This window comes from Paenibacillus hemerocallicola, from assembly GCF_006265175.1.
Taxonomy (GTDB): Bacteria; Bacillota; Bacilli; order Paenibacillales; family NBRC-103111; genus Paenibacillus_AB; species Paenibacillus_AB hemerocallicola.
Genome location: NZ_VDCQ01000001.1, coordinates 217,325 through 235,854 on the forward strand (window position 1 = coordinate 217,325; position 18,530 = coordinate 235,854).

An 18,530-nucleotide genomic window follows, 5' to 3' on the forward strand; every position below is an offset into this window, starting at 1 on the left:
ACTGACATGATCGGAACTGAAAAGCTGGCTCTATTCGGCGGAACGAAAGCGGTTAAGCAGTCGCAAGAGGGACTGTTCAAATGGCCGATTATTACCGAGGAGGATGAAGCGGCAGCCGTGCAAGTTTTGCGTGACGGCGCGATGTCCGGAACGGATATTACGCGGAAATTCGAGCGCGAGTTCGCCGATTGGCTCGATATGAAATATGGGCTCGCCTTCAATAACGGTACGAACTCCTTGCTGGGAGCTTTTTACGGCTGCGGCGTCGGAGTGGGCGATGAAATCATCTGTCCGAGCGTTACTTACTGGGCATCGGCATTGCCGGCTTATTCGCTAGGCGCCTCGGTTGTGTTTGCGGAGATCGATCCGGTTACGCTGTGTCTGGATCCGAACGATATCGAGCATCGGATTACGGAGAAGACGAAAGCGATCGTAGTCGTTCACTACTTGGGACATCCGGCCGATATGGATCCGATTATGGAAATCGCCAAGAAGCATAACATCAAAGTAATCGAGGATGTATCGCATGCGCAGGGAGGATATTACAAAGGCCGCCGGGTAGGAACGATCGGGGATGTAGGCGCCATGTCGCTGATGGCGGGCAAATCGTTTGCCATCGGGGAGGGCGGTATTTTCGTCACGAACGATCTGGAGATTTATGAGCGCGCTATCGCATTGGGGCATTACGAGCGGTACAACCAGGAAATTCAAACTCCTTACTTGCAGCCTCATGCGGGCTTGCCGCTCGGCGGCTACAAATTCCGGATGCATCAGGTCAGCTCGGCAGTCGGTCGCGTTCAGCTGAAATATTACGATGAGCGAATCGGCGAAATCGACAAAGCGATGAACTATTTCTGGGATCGGCTCGAAGGCGTACCGGGCTTGAGAGCGCACCGTCCGGCCAAAAACTCGGGAAGTACGATGGGAGGCTGGTATGCGACGCATGGCCACTATGTTCCGGAAGAGCTCGGCGGCTTGTCCGTAACCCGATTTTGCGAAGCTGTGCGCGCGGAGGGAGTATCGATCGGACCGGGCTGCAACTTGCCGCTCCATCTGCATTCGCTGCAGCAAGACGCCGACGTGTACGGCCATGGTAAACCGACGATTATTGCCAACGCTTCGCGCGATTTGCGTCAGCCGAAGGGCAGCCTGCCAATTTCCGAAGGGATCGCGGCACGCGTTTATTCCATCCCTTGGTTCAAGCATTTCAATACGGAGCAAATCGACCAATACGTCGAAGCTTTCCGCAAAGCCGCATTGCAATACAACGACTTGCTTGCGGACGACAAAGGCAATCCGGAAAGGCTCGGCGGCTGGAACTTTTTCCGTCAAAAAGCTTAAGCAAAAGGACATCGAAGTATCGGCTTCCTCCATCCGGGAGGGAGCCTTTTCGCTTTACTGAAATTGACAAGCGCTAGTAGCAGAGGCGGTGGCCGTTTGTGGACATAATAGGGGCGAAGTGTTCAGCAAAAGGAGGAGCCGCCATGGACGATACGCAGTCCTACTTGAACAAGCTGCACGACACGCAAGCAAAGGACGAGAAAAATCGGAGAACCCACGGCAAGGGCGATCCGGACCGCAAGCTGCCGGGCAAGCAGAAGGAACGGTAACTTAAAAGATACTTTACGGAGGTGCAACAATGCCGCATCATCGCCGCAAAGCATTCAAAGAACAACAGAATATGTCCCGTAGGAAGGAAGAAGCGCAAACGCTGCATGCGGATAAATCGAAAGCATTTCCCGCCTCGCTAAACGGAATAAGCAAAAACGAAAACACCTGATCCCTCCGGGATACAAAGAAATGAGAACCTCCGGGCAAGGCCAAACCGAACGGTTTCGCCATTGCCAGGGGGTTCTTTCCTTGAAGAGGCTGACCTAACCTTGCTCCGACGAGTCGGACAATTCCTTGAGCGGCGTAATTTTACCGTGCGGCTGCTGATTTTGCTTGCGCATTTTCCACGCGTTTTCTTTCCGGCGCTTGGATGTTGTCATGGGCAGTTACACCTCCATCCGTATCGTTGGCTTCCGCGAAATAATTTATGTAAAATGTAGAGGTACCCAACATTTGGATGAAGAGAGGGTGACCGTAATGAACATTACATGTTTCGGACATTCATGCCTGTACGCGGAGAGCGGCGGCAAAAAGGTGATCATCGATCCGTTCCTGTCCGGCAATCCGCAATCCGGCGTATCCCCGAAGGAGATCGAAGCGGATGCGGTGCTGCTGACCCATGCGCACGACGACCATTTCGGCGACAGTATCGAGATTGCCAAGCAAAACGACTGCCCGATCGTCGCGGTGTTCGAGCTGGCGATGCATTGTATCCGACTTGGGGCCAAAGCGCATGCGATGAACATCGGGGGCTCTTATTCGTTCGACGGCTTCCGGGTCAAATTCACCCAAGCGTTCCATGGTTCTTCCCTGCGCGAGGGCGATCAATACTTGTATGCCGGACAGCCGGCAGGCATTTTGCTGACAATGGACAATACGACGATCTTCCATGCGGGGGATACATCCTTGTACGGCGACATGAAGCTGATCGGGGAAATGAACGAAATCGCCTTGGCCGCGCTGCCGATCGGGGACAATTTCACAATGGGACCGGAAGAGGCCGTTATCGCAGCCCGCTGGCTTCAGACGAAGCAAGTGATCCCGCTTCATTACAACACATTCCCGGTCATCCGTCAGGATACGGAGAAATTCGCTTCGATGCTGAAAGAATACGATATAACGTGTCATGCGCTGAACAGCAAGGAAAGCATTACCTTATAAAAGCGATTTCGCAAAACGCCCGAGTCCCTATATGGGGAAACGGGCGTTTTTTTCGTAAATGGTATTGCATCTATTTCGGGGCTAGCGGTAGTATGGGAAATGGAGCTTATCTTTGGAAAAGGCTGCCTAAACATAAAGAAAGCAGGAGTCTATATGAACAAACGCAAAACCGTCAGCTTGGCGCTGGCATTCGGTCTGCTGATCGGGGGGAGTCCGGCATATGCGGAGGACGGACAAAAAACGGCGACCGCGCAAGCGGTTTCGTCCGTAAAAATGGTACTGAACAGCAAAACGGCTGCGGTAAACGGCAAGGAATTATTGTTGCCCGTCGAGCCGACTCTGTTCGGTGATACTACAATGGTGCCAATTCGCGCCGTGTCAGAGGCATTGGGGGCCGAGGTGAAATGGTTCGGCGATGAGAGCGCTATCGTGATCCAAGCCGGAGCATACAAGCTTCGACTGGTCATCGGAAGCAAGACTGCAATCGTGAATGACCGATCCGAGCCGTTGGACCAGCCGGCTCAAATCGTCAATGAGACGACGATGGTACCGCTGCGATTCATTGCGGAAAGCTTGAATCAAGCCGTATCGTTCGATACGGCTACAGGCACGATCACGATCACCGCCAAGCAATCGGAGACCCCGCCGAAGGAGGAGGCGCCGGCGAAACCGCCTGTTCAGAAGAACAAACTGGAGACGATTGCGATGGAAACGTTGATCGGGGGCAATAAATTGAGAGAAGTGCTCAATTTTCCCGCTCGCTTGCAAAGCATCGTGACGGACAAGGACGGCAACGTGTACGTTTTGTTTTCGAAAGACAGGCTGGAGACGAGTCTGGCTTTGCTTCAATACGACGCCAAAACGAAACGGGCGAAAGTTACACTGGACTCGTTCGACAGTCGGTTCAATTTCAGCTATACCGAGCCGTTGGGCGGCAAAAAAGAAATGTCCTACGGAGATATTGCCCCGGGAGCGCTGTACTACGACGAACAGAGCGGCAATGTTTATTTGCTGGCCAACAATACGAACGCGACTTACAACAGAACCGGCCAATCGCTGCTAAAGAGCAGCATTTCCAGCATCGTCTACCGCATTACTCCGGATATCCAAATGGTTACCAATGCATCGGCGGGGGGCATGCAACCGCTTCAGGATAATTTCCTCCTAGCTATAGAGGGTAAGCAATTTTACTTCAGCGATATCGTACATAGCCAAATTTACACATCCGCCTCGGGCGGCGAAGCGGACCCGATCGCTTCGATCGATAAAAGCTCGGGAAGCGTCAAGCTCACGGCGACTATCAAAGAGGGAAAAATTTATTACTTCGACAAAATATCGCAGACACTAACCGAGCTGGAACCGAGCAGCGGAGCTACCCGTCAAGTCGCGAAAGTAAATGTGGAATCGTTGCGTCAAGCAACGGCAAGGGACGGGATATTCTACTTGTCAAATTACGAGCAAATATACACGCTCGATACGAGCGGGCGGTTGTCGCCTTATGTTTCACTGAAAGAAATTCAACAGCCTGACGAGAACGGGCAGCGCACAATAGTCACGAATCCGAACGGCTCCATCATGATGACTCCGATCGGCGAGAGCGTTCCTACGGTAAAGGAATTCGGGCCGTTCACGGTGGATGCGGAGGGGAATATTCTGCTGTGGGATCAACAGCAAGGAGGTTCGATTCGCAAAATACGTTTGTTTGGCACCGCCGTGCAGCCCTGAATCGGTCCGACCTGCCCGACCGCGAAAATCATGGTATAATGAGTGGGAAACGCGATCCGGCAATCGAACGGCAGTCGCCGCCGGCAAAAGGAGCCCTGATATTGGAATGATCATCGTACGAAACTTATCGAAAACATTGACCGACGGCCAAACGATACTGTCCAAAGTCAGCTTTCAAGTCGACAGAGGCGAATTCGTCGTCGTCATCGGCGCCAGCGGAAGCGGGAAATCGACATTGCTCGGCTGCATCGCGCTGCAGCAAAAATGGACGGAAGGCCAATTTATAATCGACGGCAAGGAGCTGTCGAATACGAAATGGTCGGACAAGCTCCAGCTGCGCAAGGAATGGGCGTTTCTCGAGGAACGTCCGGCGCTGCATCCGAAAAAAAACGCCTTGAAAAACGTATTCAGCGGCCGGTTTTATCAGCTCCCGTTGTGGCGCAAGCTGACGGGGACGATATCGACCGGAGAGCATATACGGGCGATGGATTACTTGGAGAGGGTCGGCCTGCTCGACAAAGCGAAAATGCTGCCCGCGGAGAAGCTGAGCGGAGGCGAGCAGCAGCGCGTAGCCATCGCGAGAGCGCTTGCGCAAGGCGCTCAAGTCATTTTGGCGGACGAGCCGACGAAGGGACTAGACCCGGAATCGGCGACGAAAGTGCTGCAGGATTTTCGGGCGTTGTGCAAAGATCAAAACATGATCGTCATCGCGGCGATGCAAAATTTGGAGATGGCCGAGCGGAACGCTTCGCGCATATGGGGGTTGGCCGATGGCAAACTGGTGCTGGACATTCCGGCGCGCAAGCTGACCCAAAGCGAGAAAAATAAAATATTTTAATCCGGCACCTGGGCGAAGGAGCGATAAGCGATGGATTTGCAGTTGGATCGGAAAACGGTGCTCGTTACGGCGGGCAGCAAAGGATTGGGCAAGGCTAGCGCAATCGAGTTCGCCCGCGAAGGCGCGAATGTCGTCATCTCGAGCCGCAATGCGGACCATCTGAAGCAGGCCAAGGAGGAAATCGAACGGCTTACTGGACGCGAGGCGTTGGCGGTGGAAGCGGACGTTAATCGCAAGGAAGATATATCGCGTACGATTCAGTCTGCCGCAGACTGGACTGGGCGTCTCGATGTGCTTGTAACGAACGCGGGAGGTCCGCCCGGAGGCGGATTCGACCAGTTCGACGATGCGGCATGGGAAGCCGCGTTTCAGCAAAACCTGATGAGCGTCGTCCGTCTCATCCGCGAAGCGCTGCCGCATATGCGGCAGCAAGGAGGCGGGCGGATCGTCAATCTGACCTCGGTGTCGGTCAAGCAGCCGATTCCCGACCTGATTTTGTCCAACGTATTCCGTGCCGGCGTATATGCTTTGACAAAAAGCTTGTCAGCCGAACTCGGGAAAGATTCCATACTTGTCAATACGGTCGGACCCGGACGAATCGAAACGGACCGGATCGTGGAGCTGGACCGTCGGGCCGCCGATGCAAAGGGCATGACCGAGGAGCAGGTTCGCACGCAATTCATGAACCAGATTCCGCTTGGACGCTACGGAACGCCGGAAGAATTCGCCAAGACGATCGTTTACCTCGGATCGTTCGCCAACACTTATGTAACGGGGCAAGCCGTTCTCGTGGACGGAGGCATGGTTCGGGCATTGTAAGGAAACTGGGGGGAGTCTGAGGCAATAGGACGATGCACAGCATGTCGGTGCGTCGTCTTTTTCGTTCCGTCGCTGCAAATAGGACGCATTCCGCTCGGTTTGCTGTGTTATACTGGGTGCAGACGTAAGTAAGCATATGGGAGGGATTCTCGCATGATGGAGTTGGTTCGTCAGCTGGCGGGGCGGAAGCCTGTACAAGTCTTGAGGCCGGTACAAGTATGGAACGGGGAGCTGGACGCTTCGATCGCCGCGGTCATAGGCGGATGGGCCGAGCAAGTCGAGGCCAAGTATAAACCGTACGCCCATTCGTTTCTCTCGGGCATGCATTTGTGGAATGACAGCCTGGATGCTTCCCATACGATTTCGCAAGACATACATACGCCGGACGGAAGCTATTGGCATGCGATCATGCACCGGATGGAAGGCGACTATTGGAATTCGAAGTATTGGTATAAACGCGTAGGCAATCACCCCATATTCACGGAGCTGCACTTGGCGGTATTCGAGATGTCCAAGGAGCCGGGAGTGTTGGCAAGCGTGGGGTCCGATCGGGTTAAATCCGAGCTGGAGTCGCTTGTCCTCTCGGACAGGTGGAACTCCGACCGATTCGTCGACGCGGTGGAACGGCAGGTGGAGAAGGAGCGGCACGAAGCCGCCGTCGCCCTATTGGAACGAATCCAATGGTTCGAGACGGTACTGCTGCTCCGTCATTGTTATCGCGGCGTGGGAGAACTGCCGGACATAAATCTTAATGCGGCGCTAATGATCGGCGGAAGAACGGAGACATGACCCTCATCCCCGAAGTAGCTGTAAGTTAGCCTTAGACCGGGAATATCGGCAGAAGAAAGCGACTTTGCCATCCGTTCGGCGTCCTCGATCATAAACGGTTTTTCTTGTCCGCCGACGGCAATCATCAAGGATACGGCGGCATTGGCTTGATTCATTCGCGAACGGAGCCGCTGCGCTTCATCGAACAAATATTTGTTTTTCCACCAAAGGGACGGACTCCCCGCGATATAGGCCTGGAAAAGTCCGGGTCGGGTGAACAACACGTGCAGCGCGTACAAGCCTCCGAGCGAATGTCCGAACAAAGCTTGCCGTTTCCGGTCTATCGGAATTTCCCGTTCGATCGAGGGCTTGAGCTCGTTTTCGATGAAATCGAGAAACAGCTCCGCGCCGCCCGTCGCAGGCAGGGAGAAGCCGTCCGGTCTATGGGGAAGCTGCTCCAAGGTCGCTTCGACGGTATAGTCGAAAAATCTTCGCACCCTGGCAAATGGCTCATCCGTCGGATAGCCTATTCCCGCAATGACGAACGGTTCCACGCCGCCGGCTCTGCGCGACTGCAAGCGTACCGCTTCGGCGACCGAGGCGAATATGGAATTGGCGTCCAGCAGGTAGACGACCGGATAGCCGGAAGGAGGCGCTGCGTGCGCCGGTTTGAATACGAATATACGGTATTCCCGATTGCCGTTACGGGAATGCATGGTCCGTTGAACGGTTCCGGGTACCGAATAAGGGATTTGTTGCTCCATCTGAACTTGTCTCCTTTTGCAACGATCGAGTTGCAATCCAATTTCAATGTCCATCATCGGGCAGCTCTAAAATTTATCGCTATAAGTCGCATACTAACCATTGTAGCGTAAAGAAATAGGTGTAGACTATATAGATTTTCATATAGAGAACGAACAAATACAGCACAAGCCGACCAAAGGAGAGAAATGAGTAATGAAGCTGCGCTGCGCCATTTTGGATGATTATCAGCATGTATCGCTGTCAATGGCCGACTGGTCCACCGTCTCCGACAGCTTGGACATTCAAGTGTTTCACCGCCATTTCGAGCTTGAGGACGAACTCGCGGCAGCTATCGTTCATTGCGAGATTGTCGTGATCATGCGCGAACGGACCCCTTTCCGCGAATCGCTTTTCCGCCGGCTGCCACACTTGAAGCTGCTTGTCACGACAGGCATGAGAAACGCTTCCGTCGATCTCGAAGCGGCGGCCCGGCACGGAGTCGCGGTGAGCGGGACGGGAGGAGGGGGCCGCGGTCCGGCGGAGCTGACGTGGGCGCTGATCCTCGGTCTGACCAAACATTTGATACCCGAGAACGGGTCTATTAGAAATAACGGCACTTGGCAAACACGGATCGGGGTTGATCTGTACGGAAAGCGGCTCGGATTGCTCGGACTGGGGCGTATCGGCGGGCAAGTCGCCCAAGTCGGCCTTGCCTTCGGAATGGAGGTTGTCGCATGGAGTCCCAACTTGACGGAGGAGAAAGCGCTGGCTGCAGGGGTGCGTCTCGCGGCCTCGAAAGAAGAACTGCTCGAGAGCAGCGACTTCGTCTCGATTCACCTCGTTCTGGGCGAGCGGTCCAGAGGGCTTGTCGGCGCCAGGGAGCTTGGTTTGATGAGGCCGACAGCTTATTTGATCAATACGTCACGCGCTCCGATCGTGGATCAGGACGCGCTTAGAGAAGCTTTGAGCGAGGGCCGGATCGCCGGAGCGGGCTTGGACGTTTTCGATATCGAGCCGCTGCCCTCAGACGATTTGTTCCGCTCGTTGCCGAATGTGCTGGCTACGCCGCATGTCGGATTCGTTACGGAGGAGAGCTATCGGGTGTTTTACCGAGACATCGTACAAAATATTCACGCCTTTTTGACCGGTACGCCGATTCGCCTGCTTGGTTCATAATCGGAATCGTTCGGATAGCTTGTATAGGCCGAACCGACCGGGACGTTCGCTCATATAGATGAGTAAGGCGGAATATCGCCCCACAACCGGGGGAGGGTGTCCCATGATTTTGATCAAACGACTGTGCGACACGCTATCGCCGCTGAAACGTCCTGACGTGCGCGAGCTGAAGGAAGCGTTGGCGGCTATAGGCTGCACGCCGGAACTTGTCGCTCCGTACGTCTCGGAGCCGGAAAGGCTGCCGTACGGACGCAACGTCCTGTATCGTTCCGATGAGGTGGAAGCGATCGTCGTTCACTTGCCGGCACGCAGCGAAACGTACATCCACGATCACGGCAGCTCGGCAGGCTGCGCGCTGGTGGTGGAGGGCATTATGCAGAACGCGATGTTTCAGGTCGACGAGCGCGGAGAAGCGGCGTACGTCGCCGAATTCCGCATGCGGGAAGGTCAGACGATACTGGCGCCGAAGGGCCAGATTCATCAGATGAGCAACCCGGGAGCCCGCAGAACCGTATCTTTGCATCTGTACTCCCCGCCTTTATCGGGGGCGAAGACGTACAAGCGGGCGGAACAATATGTTTTGGATTACGTCATATGAGAAAAGATACCGCCAAAGCTTCCTCCTCGTGCAGAGGAGGATTTTTCATGCTGTGAAATGCCGCTCCTCCGGTATCGATAGTGTCGATTTGTTCCGTTATTCTGATAATTTATATGCAATCCCGGGAAGGCAGGCCCATAGCGGATTCGCCGAATGTCAACCCGTTTTGATAGAAAAATAGATGGTTAGTCGCATTGACATGCACAATATATTGATATAAATTATTAAATACAAACTACATATTGTTGTAACGGGTGCTTTTCCGCCAATCTAGCGGAACAAGCTTAATAGGGAAGTCCGGTGCGAAGCCGGCACGGTCCCGCCACTGTAAGGGAGTAGATTCGCGTACGGAAGGCCACTGGCTGGATTTCAGCCGGGAAGGCGGCGACAATCGATGATCCCCGAGTCAGGAGACCTGCCCGTTATCGACACAGTCCCCTACGGTCGATAGGAGGGTGTCCGCTACGTCGTTATTACTGCCGTCATTTTTTTTTGACCTGCACGTATTCGGCGCATCCGGCCCTATTGTCGCTGATGCGCTTTTTTCATGCGCGTGGGGAACACGGGGAAGGGGATTCATCACCAGATGCTGATCGTTTACGATTCCAAAACCGGAAATGTGAAAAGATTCGTCGGCAAGCTGAACTTGCCGGCCATTCCGATCGAGAATGAGATGACCATAGACGAGCCTTTCGTGCTCGTAACGTATACGACCGGCTTCGGACAGGCGCCCGACAAGACGATGTCGTTCCTGAAGCGCAATTACCGCAAAATGGTCGGCGTGTCCGCCAGCGGCAACCGCAACTGGGGAGAAGGCTTCGCGCGCAGCGCCGACCGGATCGCGGATTTGTACCAAGTGCCGATCTTGAGCAAGTTCGAGCTGGCCGGAACGACGAAAGACGTGGAACGATTCATGCAGGAGGTGAGCGCAGTTGCGTCATATTGAATTGAACAACATGCTGATGCAGCGCAGCGAGGACGGTTTTTTCCAATTGGATAAAGATCGGGAAGCGGTAGTGGCCTTCATGGAGGAGGTCGCCCGCAAGAGCGTTCGCTTCGCGAATACGGCCGAGAAAATCCGCTATATGATCGATGAGGACTTCTACGAAAACGTGCTCGAGATTTATTCGCTGGAGCAGGTCGAAGAGATATACGGCATTACGCACGCCTATAGTTTCGATTTCCCTTCTTACATGGCCGCGTCGAAGTTTTATACCGATTATGCGGTAAAAAGCGACGACCGTTCCTTTTATCTGGAGCATTTTCCCGACCGGGTAGCCATCGTAGCCCTGCACTTGGCAAGGGGCGACATGAACGCTGCGCGAGCCTTGGCCGAATCGATGATGGAGCGGCGGCTGCAGCCCGCTACCCCGACATTCCTCAATGCGGGCAAGAGCAGAAGAGGCGAGATGGTGTCCTGCTTCCTGCTGGAGCTGGACGATTCGCTGAACTCGATCAATTACGGCATCGGCACCTGCATGCAGCTTTCAAAAATCGGCGGCGGCGTAGCCGTCAACCTGTCCAAGCTTCGCGGCCGGGGCGAGCCGATCAAAGGTGTCGAGGGTGCCGCCAAGGGCATTATGCCGGTGCTCAAGCTGATGGAGGATGCGTTCTCCTATGCCGATCAAATGGGCCAACGCAAAGGCTCCGGAGCCGGTTACTACAATATTTTCGGCTGGGACGTCATGGAATTTCTGGACAGCAAGAAAATCAACGCGGACGAGAAAAGCCGGTTGAAGACGCTGTCGATCGGACTGATCGTCCCGAACAAGCTGTACGAGCTCGCCGAACGCAACGAGCCGCTGCACGTGTTCGCGCCTTACTCCGTCTACCGCTCTTACGGAATACATATGGACGACATGGATATGGACGAGATGTACGACCAACTGATCGCGAACGAGAACGTTCGCAAAAAAGTCGTCATGAGCGCGCGCGACATGCTCGTCAAAATCGCTACGATCCAGCTCGAGTCGGGCTATCCGTACATTATGAACCGCAGCAATGCCAACAGCGCCCATGCCCTTAAAGATATCGGCACGATCAAAATGTCCAACCTGTGCACGGAAATATTCCAGCTGCAGGAAACGTCGGAGATCGGCGACTATGGTCAAGCCGACACGATCAGACGGGATATCAGCTGCAACCTGGCGTCCCTCAACATCGCCAATGTGATGGAGCGGAGGAAGATCAAGGAGTCGGTGCACGAAGGCATTATCGGCTTAACCGCGGTTAGCGACATGACGCACATTTCCAACGCGCCCGGCGTGGCGAAGGCGAACCGCGAGCTTCACTCGGTAGGACTCGGCGCGATGAATTTGCACGGCTATTTGGCGAAGAACAGCATCGCGTACGACAGCGATGACGCGATCCAGTTCGCCCGGGCCTTCTTCATGGCGATGAACTATTACTCGATCGAGAAAAGCATGGATATCGCCCGTTCGCGCGGCGTAACCTTCGATGGCTTCGAGAAGTCGGAGTATGCGAAAGGGACTTACTTCGATCGTTATGAGAACACGGATTACCGTCCGACCTCGGATAAGGCGAAGTCTTTGTTCGAAGGGATCGAGCTTCCGTCTCCGCAAGACTGGCAGAAGCTGAAAGAGCTTGTACGGCAGCACGGCCTGTATCACGCTTATCGTTTGGCGATCGCGCCGACCCAGAGCATCTCGTATATCCAGAACGCGACCTCGAGCGTCATGCCGATCGTGGAGCAAATCGAGACACGCACGTATGCGAATTCGACGACTTATTACCCGATGCCTTACTTGAGCCGGGACAATTTCTTCTATTATAAATCGGCCTACAATATGGACCAGTTCAAAGTGCTGGATCTGATCGCGGAAATCCAAACGCACGTCGACCAAGGCATCTCGACCGTGCTTCACGTCAACAGCGACGTGACTACCCGGCAGCTTGCCCGTTACTATATATATGCCGCCAAAAAAGGGTTGAAGTCGCTTTACTATACCCGGACGAATCGGCTGTCCGTCGAAGAGTGCATCAGCTGCTCGGTGTGATGTACCCGCCCGGCGAACGAAAAGGAGAACCCTATCATGGACAAAACGAACAAAGGGCCGATGAAGGCCGTCAACTGGAACCGCCCGGACGACGACTTCTCGAATACGTTCTGGAATCAAAACATTATGCAGTTTTGGACCGACGAGGAAATTCCGTTGTCCGACGACAAAATGTCGTGGATGACGTTAACCGATAACGAACGTGAGCTGTACATGAAGGTGCTGGGCGGGTTGACGCTGCTCGATACGGTGCAGGGCGGCGTCGGCATGCCGAAAATCATGGAGCATGTGGATGGGCTGCAACGCAAGGCGGTGCTCGGGTTTATGGGCATGATGGAGCAAATCCACGCCAAATCGTACAGCAGCATCTTCACGACGTTGGCGACGACCGAAGAAATCGACGGCGTATTCCGATGGGTCGAAGGCAACCGCTGCCTGCAGACGAAGGCGGAGACGATATCCCAATATTACCGCGGCATCGAGACGCGCAAAGACTTGTACTTGGCTATGGCCGCGTCCGTATTGCTGGAAAGCTATTTGTTCTACAGCGGCTTTTTCTATCCGCTATATTTGGCCGGTCAAGGCAAGATGACGAGCAGCGGCGAGATCATCGATCTGATTCTGCGCGACGAAAGCATCCACGGCCTATACGTCGGCGTGCTGGCGCAGGAGCTGTTCGCCGAATTGGACGAGTACGAGCGCAAGGATGCGCTCGAGACGTTCCACGGCTTGCTTCAGTACTTGCACCGGAACGAGGAGCAATACACCGAGGAGCTATATGGGGCTGTCGGGTTGGTGGATGAAGTCAAGAAGTTTGTCAGGTATAATGCGAACAAAGCATTGATGAACCTTGGATTGGACCCGGCATTCCCGGAGGAAGAAGTCAACCCGATCGTCTTCAACGGCATCAGCACGCGTACGAAGCAGCATGACTTTTTCTCGAAAAAAGGCAACGGGTACGTCCGCACGATTCACGTGGAGACGTTGACGGACGACGATTTCCGTTTTTAATAGTTGGCCGGATTCCACTGGCGAAGAATGAACAAGGACAAGCCGCGACCTTAAGGATCGCGGCTTGTTCTTGTTCATATAGTCGTGCCGGGAGACCGCAAGAGAGCGGTCATACGGGCTAAGCTCCGCTCCGATTCGCTTCCACGAGATCGGTCGCCTCCTGCACGAGATGCTCGATCTCGGAGGCGGCGGCCCGCAGATCGATACTTCTGCCCATACGCAGCGACTGCTCCAGCCTTTGGACGATCGGGTCGATTCGGTTTAGAACGGCGGCAGCGTTGGCGTCCGCGGAAACAAGAGGCTCGCTTTGTACGCGGATGCGGTTCCGCATTTCGTCGAATATCGTCAGCTGCTTTTGCAGCGCTTCGATTTTTCCCGACAAAACGTCAATGGAACGATAAAACGGCGTCAGCTCGGATTGCGCCTGGACGGTATCGAAGGCGGACGTTTGCTCGGCCTGCCGGAACAAGGTCTCGACTCGGCCCAGCTCCCGGTTCAGCTCATCCAGCGGATATCCGGTCCGTTCCATCAATTGCGCAATCGTCTGCGATACGGAACTAAATCTCGCTCCGGCTTGGCGCACGGAATGAATCGTATCCTTCTCCGCTCTCGCAATGCCGGATACATCATGTGCTAATCGATCGACCTGCCGCGAAAACTCGCGTACGTTCCGATCGAGCCGGTTAATGCGGATCAGCGGCTCTACGAGCGAGAAGAACGGAACTTTCCGATCGGTCAATTGATTGCGAAGCTGTTCGGACTGCCGATGCAGCGCATACAATCGCTCCTCCAGCTGTGATAAGGTGCGCTCGGTTCTTCCTTGAACGAATCCTTGCTCTAAGCCTTTGAATGTGTCGGACGTGATGATCGCGTTCAATTTCCCGGCCGACTCGTCGTGCTTGCTCACGACCCGCCGCCACCAGCCGGATACGAGCTTATGCTTGATCACCCAGCCTGCTATCGCGATCAGGAAAACGATAACGACGAGTGCGAGCAGCAGCCACCCGATGTTGGCAAGGAGAAACGACAGCAGGACGGGGGCGAGGTCGGACAATAGATTACCTAACATCTGCTCTACAGCTTCTTCCAAAGGGGACACCTCCTTGCGACAAGCTGCTGCATACCCCTATATGCGGCCAATGATCAATCGAAGAGGTCGCCGAAAATGTCCATCACATTTTTCTTCTTCTTATATTTCGGATGGTGACGATCGTAATGCTCGTTCGGATACGTCGGCCGTTCCTCATAGCCCGTTTTGCGGTAATCCTTCTGTTCATGCCCGTCATACCACTGGTTAAACGGTTCCCGGACTTCGCGAACGCCCTCCATCAGCTTATCGAGCTCTCCCCGATCGAGCCAAACCCCTTTGCAGTTTGGACATATGTCGATCAGAATATCTGCCTTCTGAACCTCGCGCATTTTGACATCGTCGCATACTGGGCAATTCATTCGTTTATATTCCTCCTTCTTGGAATGAAAATACGGTACTGGTTCAACCATACCATTTCCCGGGCCCTTGCAAAATCACCGCTGCACGCTTTGATCGTAATACTTGGAAACGAAAAAGATGGGCTGGACGTCAGATTACTATACGATTGAACTTGCGGTTGCGTTGCTAAAAATCAGTAAAAAGTGAAATAGGGGCGGGTTGAAGGGCTCCGGCAAATCGATCTTGGCATCAAATGCGTCCAACAAGGTGCAAAACGGTTGTATGAGCCTGCGCAAACTGAGAGGATGGAAGCAATAAAAAAGGAGACATATCCGCATATGTCTCCATGGCCTCGGCAATGCGCAAGCCTATTGTTTCGATGCTGCGCTAAATAATTGGGCGGCACAATATTCGATAATGTCGCTTCTGCGCACGATGCCGATAAATTGCTTCCGGTCATCCGTAACCGGCACGAAGTTTTGCGCTTTTGCTTTGGATATCAGGTCGTTCATGTTCGCATCGATATGGACCGGGGCGTTCTGCATTCTCATCGGGACGGAAGAAAGATGATGGCGGTGGGCATTCTCGAACGTAACGCCCGGCGTATTTTTGAAATACCAGAGCAGATCGCCTTCCGTAATCGTTCCGATATAGTGACCTTCGTCAGATAACACCGGAACGGCGGTATAGCGGTGAAATTCCATTCGCTCCAAAGCTTGGCGGAGCGTCGACTGTTCGGTCAAGCAGATGACCTCATGTTTCGGCACTAGAAAAAAAGCGATATTCATCCGGTTACCCCTTACCGTATTATTGTCTCATATCTATTATACAAGGAAACAAGGCTCCTGCATAATGAACACCCAAAAGTTAACGGAAAAAGACCGCTGGCGGGATTCCCCTGCGGTCAATTCCAATTGTTTATTAGGAGCTATACCGCGAACGCCTCGACTCCCCATCGCTGCAGCTTGGAAGCGGCAAGACGACGTATCGTGCCGGTCATCGCGTATTGCTGGTCCTTGCTTGGCTTTAACGTAACGGATAGCGAGAAGTCGGCTTGCCCGAGTATACCGGCAACCGCGTCCGAGATCGTCCCGCGGATATCCTCATGCACATCGCCGACGCGAAACAAAGCCATGAGAGAGAATGTAAAGTATTGGAAATAATACTCTTCGTCGCTGTTAATAAACTCCGCGTCGGTCGATACGTTGCTGAACGAGGCGCGATCTCGCATCAATGCGAGCAGATCGGACACGATTTCTTTGTCTGCCAGCTTACCGAGCAAATAAATGGCGGTGTAGCCGCGTACCTGGTTATATTTGCGGCTTGTTTGAGGCACGAAGCTATCCCTTTCCCGGGCCATTTGCCTGAGCAAGGGCAACGCCGCCCGATCTCCCTGAAGGGCGAGAGCGATTGCGCAGTTGCGGCCCAGTTGATCGTCTCCGGACTCGTTCAGCCACTGCTTCAAATCGCCGTTGATTCGATCGCCGAGCCGTTTGGCGGACCAAATGGCAAATCCCGGCTTATTTCCGCCGAGCTGCTGGCGGATCAGGGATTTGTCCGTAAGCCAGCTATGCTCGGAGTGGGTCTCGTTCTTGTTGGCGCTCGGAATGCGGAAGCCTACATGGTTACGGTCATCCAAGCATCCGGTGGAGCGCAATATGGCCGCGAGAGCCGGGTACGGTACTTGCCGAAGCGGCACGCCAAGCTCGATCGACAATGCGGCGGCGATCGCGGCCGCTTCTCCGCATTTTTGCATATCCCGTTTCATTCGGACGCAAGTGGCCATATCGTGATCCAAGGCGATGCAGCGGCCGGCTACGAGCAAGCCGTCGAGGTCTCTCGGTATTAATGCCCCAAGCGGAATCGGAACGGAAAAGTTAAGTCCCCACAAGCTCGCTGCCACGATCCAGTCTTGGTACGCTTCGCTTTCGAGCGCTACGTCCTTGCTGTGGTTATCCAAGTTCGAGTAGGCGTAAAACAGCGGCTCGCCGGTTATCCGGTCCTCGAGAAAGTCCGGTAAGGTTACGTTATTTTCACCGTCGATGAAACGGCCCTCCCGGATACCCAGGAGCGGGGCTACGTAGATGAAACGGTCGCTTGCTTCGTAGCGGTTTTTCAGATGCGTCGACCGCAGAGCGGAATCGATAATAGCGTCGGACACGCTGTCGCCGTCGGTCGGATCGACATAGCCGGAGTCGGTATAAAACTGATGGGCCCCGTTGCCGGTAACTCGCTTGATGACGTTGGAGAAAGGCTGCTGCAGGCCGTCCGACTGCCTTCCCATGCGGAATGCCCCGCCGGCCATCGCGCAGCCTTCGGCGTCCCCCGTGCAATCGATGATGATGGAGGCGCCCGCTTCACGGATGCCGTCTGGGCCGATCCAACGAACGCCTACGACTTTATTTCCTTCCAGGAGCATGCCGATGACATTCGCTTCGTAGCAGATCATCACGCCGGCTTCGATGGCGTTTTTCTCCAGCACATATTTTTTCAGCTCGCCGTTGACGCCTCCCGTTCGCGTATACCCTTGGCTGCCCATTGCGGCTACCTCGTCGTCCAATTGCTCGTATTCCCCGCCTCTGGACCCGAAGTAGTAGCCTTGAACTGTGCCGGCCGTTCCCGTGCCGCCCATACAGTTCAACCGTTCGAGCCCGAGCACCTTATGTCCCCGGCGGGCTGCCGAAATCGCGGCGATCGCGCCGGCGGTACCGAGCCCCAGTACGATAATGTCGTAAGTCGACTCGAATGGAGCGCTCGGAACGTCCCGTACCGCTACTGATCGATTAAGCCGATATGATAGTTTCATACAGTTGACTTCCTTTCCGATAACCTGCATCGAACGATTGGATCAAGTTGGAGGGAGTGGAAGACGGGAACCAGGTCCAACCGTCGTTGTCAACGCTCTTCTCCCGGACGTCGGTGCGAATTTCGAACGCGTCGGCCAAGGCGGCCAGAGTCCAAGGCTCGAATGCCCGGAAATGCCGCTCCCAGTACCTATGCAGTGTCGTTCTCGCCTTTGTCCAGTCGTCCTCGCTGTCGAGGGCAAGCTTTAATATGAGTTCTCCAGGCATAAGTCCCTCGACCAAGCGTACGTCGGTATCGTCGTCCGGAAGAGGCGGAGTGGAGGCCGATGTCTCGCTGTGCAGCATGGCATTGATGCTCTTGGAGATAAGCGGAGCGGGAAGCTTCGGGGTAGACGAGCAAGTCGACGTCGTATCGATAATATGGTCGACGGTTATCCGCTGCAGCCCGGAAGCGTTGAACAAGGTTACCTCATACCCTTGTCCGCGAGCCGCGACATCGACGATTTCGGTCATCATCCGCACGTTAAGTCCGTTCTGCCGTATAAAGTGGAACAACACCGGAGCGATAGCGGGAAGATGGACTTTGCCGTCACCGGAGAGAAGATTCCGTTGCAACAGCTCTTCGCGCAATTGATGCGCGGCGGATGTCCCGACCGGGCTTTCCCAATCTTCTCCGGGATTATAGCTGGCGATGAATTCGCTTCCAACAAGGGCAGTGCGCTCCACTAGCAGCGTCCGGTCTTTCGCCGCCGTCGCGATACCGAGTCCGGCGAATGTCGCTCCGTACACGAGAAGGGGATAATGCGGCTGATTCATGGCACATTCCTTC

Annotated in this window: 19 protein-coding genes and 1 riboswitch; of the genes, 12 read left to right on the top strand and 7 right to left on the bottom strand. The window is 54.5% G+C overall.

The annotated features are described in order from the left end of the window. The first annotated feature begins 6 nt into the window (after nucleotides 1-6). Nucleotides 7-1,341 (top strand): DegT/DnrJ/EryC1/StrS family aminotransferase, encoded by a 1,335-nt coding sequence (locus FE784_RS01175; protein ID WP_139600278.1) that lies wholly within the window; start codon nucleotides 7-9, stop codon nucleotides 1,339-1,341. 143 nt (nucleotides 1,342-1,484) lie between these two features. Then, nucleotides 1,485-1,610, top strand: coding sequence for a DUF4023 domain-containing protein (locus FE784_RS01180; protein ID WP_139600279.1), 126 nt, complete (start codon nucleotides 1,485-1,487; stop codon nucleotides 1,608-1,610). Nucleotides 1,611-1,874: 264 nt separating this feature from the next. On the opposite strand, the gene FE784_RS41755 is transcribed toward FE784_RS01180, so the two are convergent. Continuing rightward, on the bottom strand, nucleotides 1,875-1,991 hold the full coding sequence (locus FE784_RS41755) for a DUF6254 family protein (RefSeq protein ID WP_246131840.1): 117 nt from the start codon (nucleotides 1,989-1,991) through the stop codon (nucleotides 1,875-1,877). A 97-nt stretch (nucleotides 1,992-2,088) separates the two neighbouring features. Here FE784_RS41755 and FE784_RS01185 point away from each other — a divergent pair, with 97 nt between their 5' ends. From FE784_RS01185 to FE784_RS01205, 5 genes are all read left to right on the top strand, one after another. Beyond that, nucleotides 2,089-2,772 carry a metal-dependent hydrolase gene (locus FE784_RS01185; protein ID WP_139600280.1) on the top strand — a complete coding sequence of 228 codons (684 nt, stop codon included), beginning with the start codon at nucleotides 2,089-2,091 and terminating at the stop codon, nucleotides 2,770-2,772. 153 nt (nucleotides 2,773-2,925) lie between these two features. Next, nucleotides 2,926-4,497 (top strand): copper amine oxidase N-terminal domain-containing protein, encoded by a 1,572-nt coding sequence (locus FE784_RS01190; protein WP_176705876.1) that lies wholly within the window; start codon nucleotides 2,926-2,928, stop codon nucleotides 4,495-4,497. Between the two features lie 106 nt (nucleotides 4,498-4,603). Further along, the gene (locus FE784_RS01195) at nucleotides 4,604-5,335 is read left to right on the top strand and encodes a phosphonate ABC transporter ATP-binding protein (protein WP_139600282.1); all 732 of its coding nucleotides are present in this window, start codon (nucleotides 4,604-4,606) and stop codon (nucleotides 5,333-5,335) included. A gap of 30 nt (nucleotides 5,336-5,365) precedes the next feature. Next, the gene (locus FE784_RS01200) at nucleotides 5,366-6,154 is read left to right on the top strand and encodes an SDR family oxidoreductase (protein ID WP_139600283.1); all 789 of its coding nucleotides are present in this window, start codon (nucleotides 5,366-5,368) and stop codon (nucleotides 6,152-6,154) included. Nucleotides 6,155-6,307: 153 nt separating this feature from the next. Next, the gene (locus FE784_RS01205) at nucleotides 6,308-6,943 is read left to right on the top strand and encodes a hypothetical protein (protein ID WP_139600284.1); all 636 of its coding nucleotides are present in this window, start codon (nucleotides 6,308-6,310) and stop codon (nucleotides 6,941-6,943) included. Here the strand turns inward: FE784_RS01205 and FE784_RS01210 are convergent. Next, nucleotides 6,868-7,686 (bottom strand): alpha/beta hydrolase, encoded by an 819-nt coding sequence (locus FE784_RS01210; RefSeq protein WP_139600285.1) that lies wholly within the window; start codon nucleotides 7,684-7,686, stop codon nucleotides 6,868-6,870. The two genes, FE784_RS01205 and FE784_RS01210, sit on opposite strands and share 76 nt — an antisense overlap. A gap of 193 nt (nucleotides 7,687-7,879) precedes the next feature. Here FE784_RS01210 and FE784_RS01215 point away from each other — a divergent pair, with 193 nt between their 5' ends. From FE784_RS01215 to nrdF, 5 genes are all read left to right on the top strand, one after another. Beyond that, nucleotides 7,880-8,842, top strand: a complete 963-nt coding sequence (locus FE784_RS01215) for a D-2-hydroxyacid dehydrogenase family protein (protein WP_139600286.1) — start codon at nucleotides 7,880-7,882, stop codon at nucleotides 8,840-8,842. A 103-nt stretch (nucleotides 8,843-8,945) separates the two neighbouring features. Further along, nucleotides 8,946-9,440 (top strand): cysteine dioxygenase, encoded by a 495-nt coding sequence (locus tag FE784_RS01220; RefSeq protein WP_176705877.1) that lies wholly within the window; start codon nucleotides 8,946-8,948, stop codon nucleotides 9,438-9,440. A 236-nt stretch (nucleotides 9,441-9,676) separates the two neighbouring features. Continuing rightward, nucleotides 9,677-9,877: riboswitch (cobalamin riboswitch) on the top strand. A gap of 149 nt (nucleotides 9,878-10,026) precedes the next feature. Then, nucleotides 10,027-10,386 carry a class Ib ribonucleoside-diphosphate reductase assembly flavoprotein NrdI gene (gene nrdI, locus FE784_RS01225; RefSeq protein ID WP_139600288.1) on the top strand — a complete coding sequence of 120 codons (360 nt, stop codon included), beginning with the start codon at nucleotides 10,027-10,029 and terminating at the stop codon, nucleotides 10,384-10,386. Then, nucleotides 10,373-12,457 (top strand): class 1b ribonucleoside-diphosphate reductase subunit alpha, encoded by a 2,085-nt coding sequence (gene nrdE, locus FE784_RS01230; RefSeq protein WP_139600289.1) that lies wholly within the window; start codon nucleotides 10,373-10,375, stop codon nucleotides 12,455-12,457. The genes nrdI and nrdE overlap by 14 nt, the downstream gene beginning before the upstream one ends. A 60-nt stretch (nucleotides 12,458-12,517) precedes the next feature. After that, nucleotides 12,518-13,468, top strand: coding sequence for a class 1b ribonucleoside-diphosphate reductase subunit beta (gene nrdF, locus FE784_RS01235; RefSeq protein WP_139600375.1), 951 nt, complete (start codon nucleotides 12,518-12,520; stop codon nucleotides 13,466-13,468). A 118-nt stretch (nucleotides 13,469-13,586) separates the two neighbouring features. On the opposite strand, the gene FE784_RS01240 is transcribed toward nrdF, so the two are convergent. The 5 genes from FE784_RS01240 to FE784_RS01260 form a co-directional block, all read right to left on the bottom strand. Further along, nucleotides 13,587-14,558 carry a hypothetical protein gene (locus FE784_RS01240; protein ID WP_139600290.1) on the bottom strand — a complete coding sequence of 324 codons (972 nt, stop codon included), beginning with the start codon at nucleotides 14,556-14,558 and terminating at the stop codon, nucleotides 13,587-13,589. Nucleotides 14,559-14,611: 53 nt separating this feature from the next. Next, entirely contained in the window at nucleotides 14,612-14,917 is a 306-nt protein-coding gene (locus FE784_RS01245) for a TFIIB-type zinc ribbon-containing protein (protein WP_139600291.1), read from the bottom strand. A 348-nt stretch (nucleotides 14,918-15,265) separates the two neighbouring features. Continuing rightward, entirely contained in the window at nucleotides 15,266-15,685 is a 420-nt protein-coding gene (locus FE784_RS01250; protein ID WP_139600292.1) for a CBS domain-containing protein, read from the bottom strand. Between the two features lie 140 nt (nucleotides 15,686-15,825). Further along, on the bottom strand, nucleotides 15,826-17,703 hold the full coding sequence (locus FE784_RS01255; protein ID WP_176705878.1) for an FAD-dependent oxidoreductase: 1,878 nt from the start codon (nucleotides 17,701-17,703) through the stop codon (nucleotides 15,826-15,828). After that, nucleotides 17,681-18,517, bottom strand: coding sequence for an FAD-dependent oxidoreductase (locus tag FE784_RS01260; protein ID WP_139600294.1), 837 nt, complete (start codon nucleotides 18,515-18,517; stop codon nucleotides 17,681-17,683). The genes FE784_RS01255 and FE784_RS01260 overlap by 23 nt, the downstream gene beginning before the upstream one ends. Between the last annotated feature and the right edge of the window lie 13 nt (nucleotides 18,518-18,530).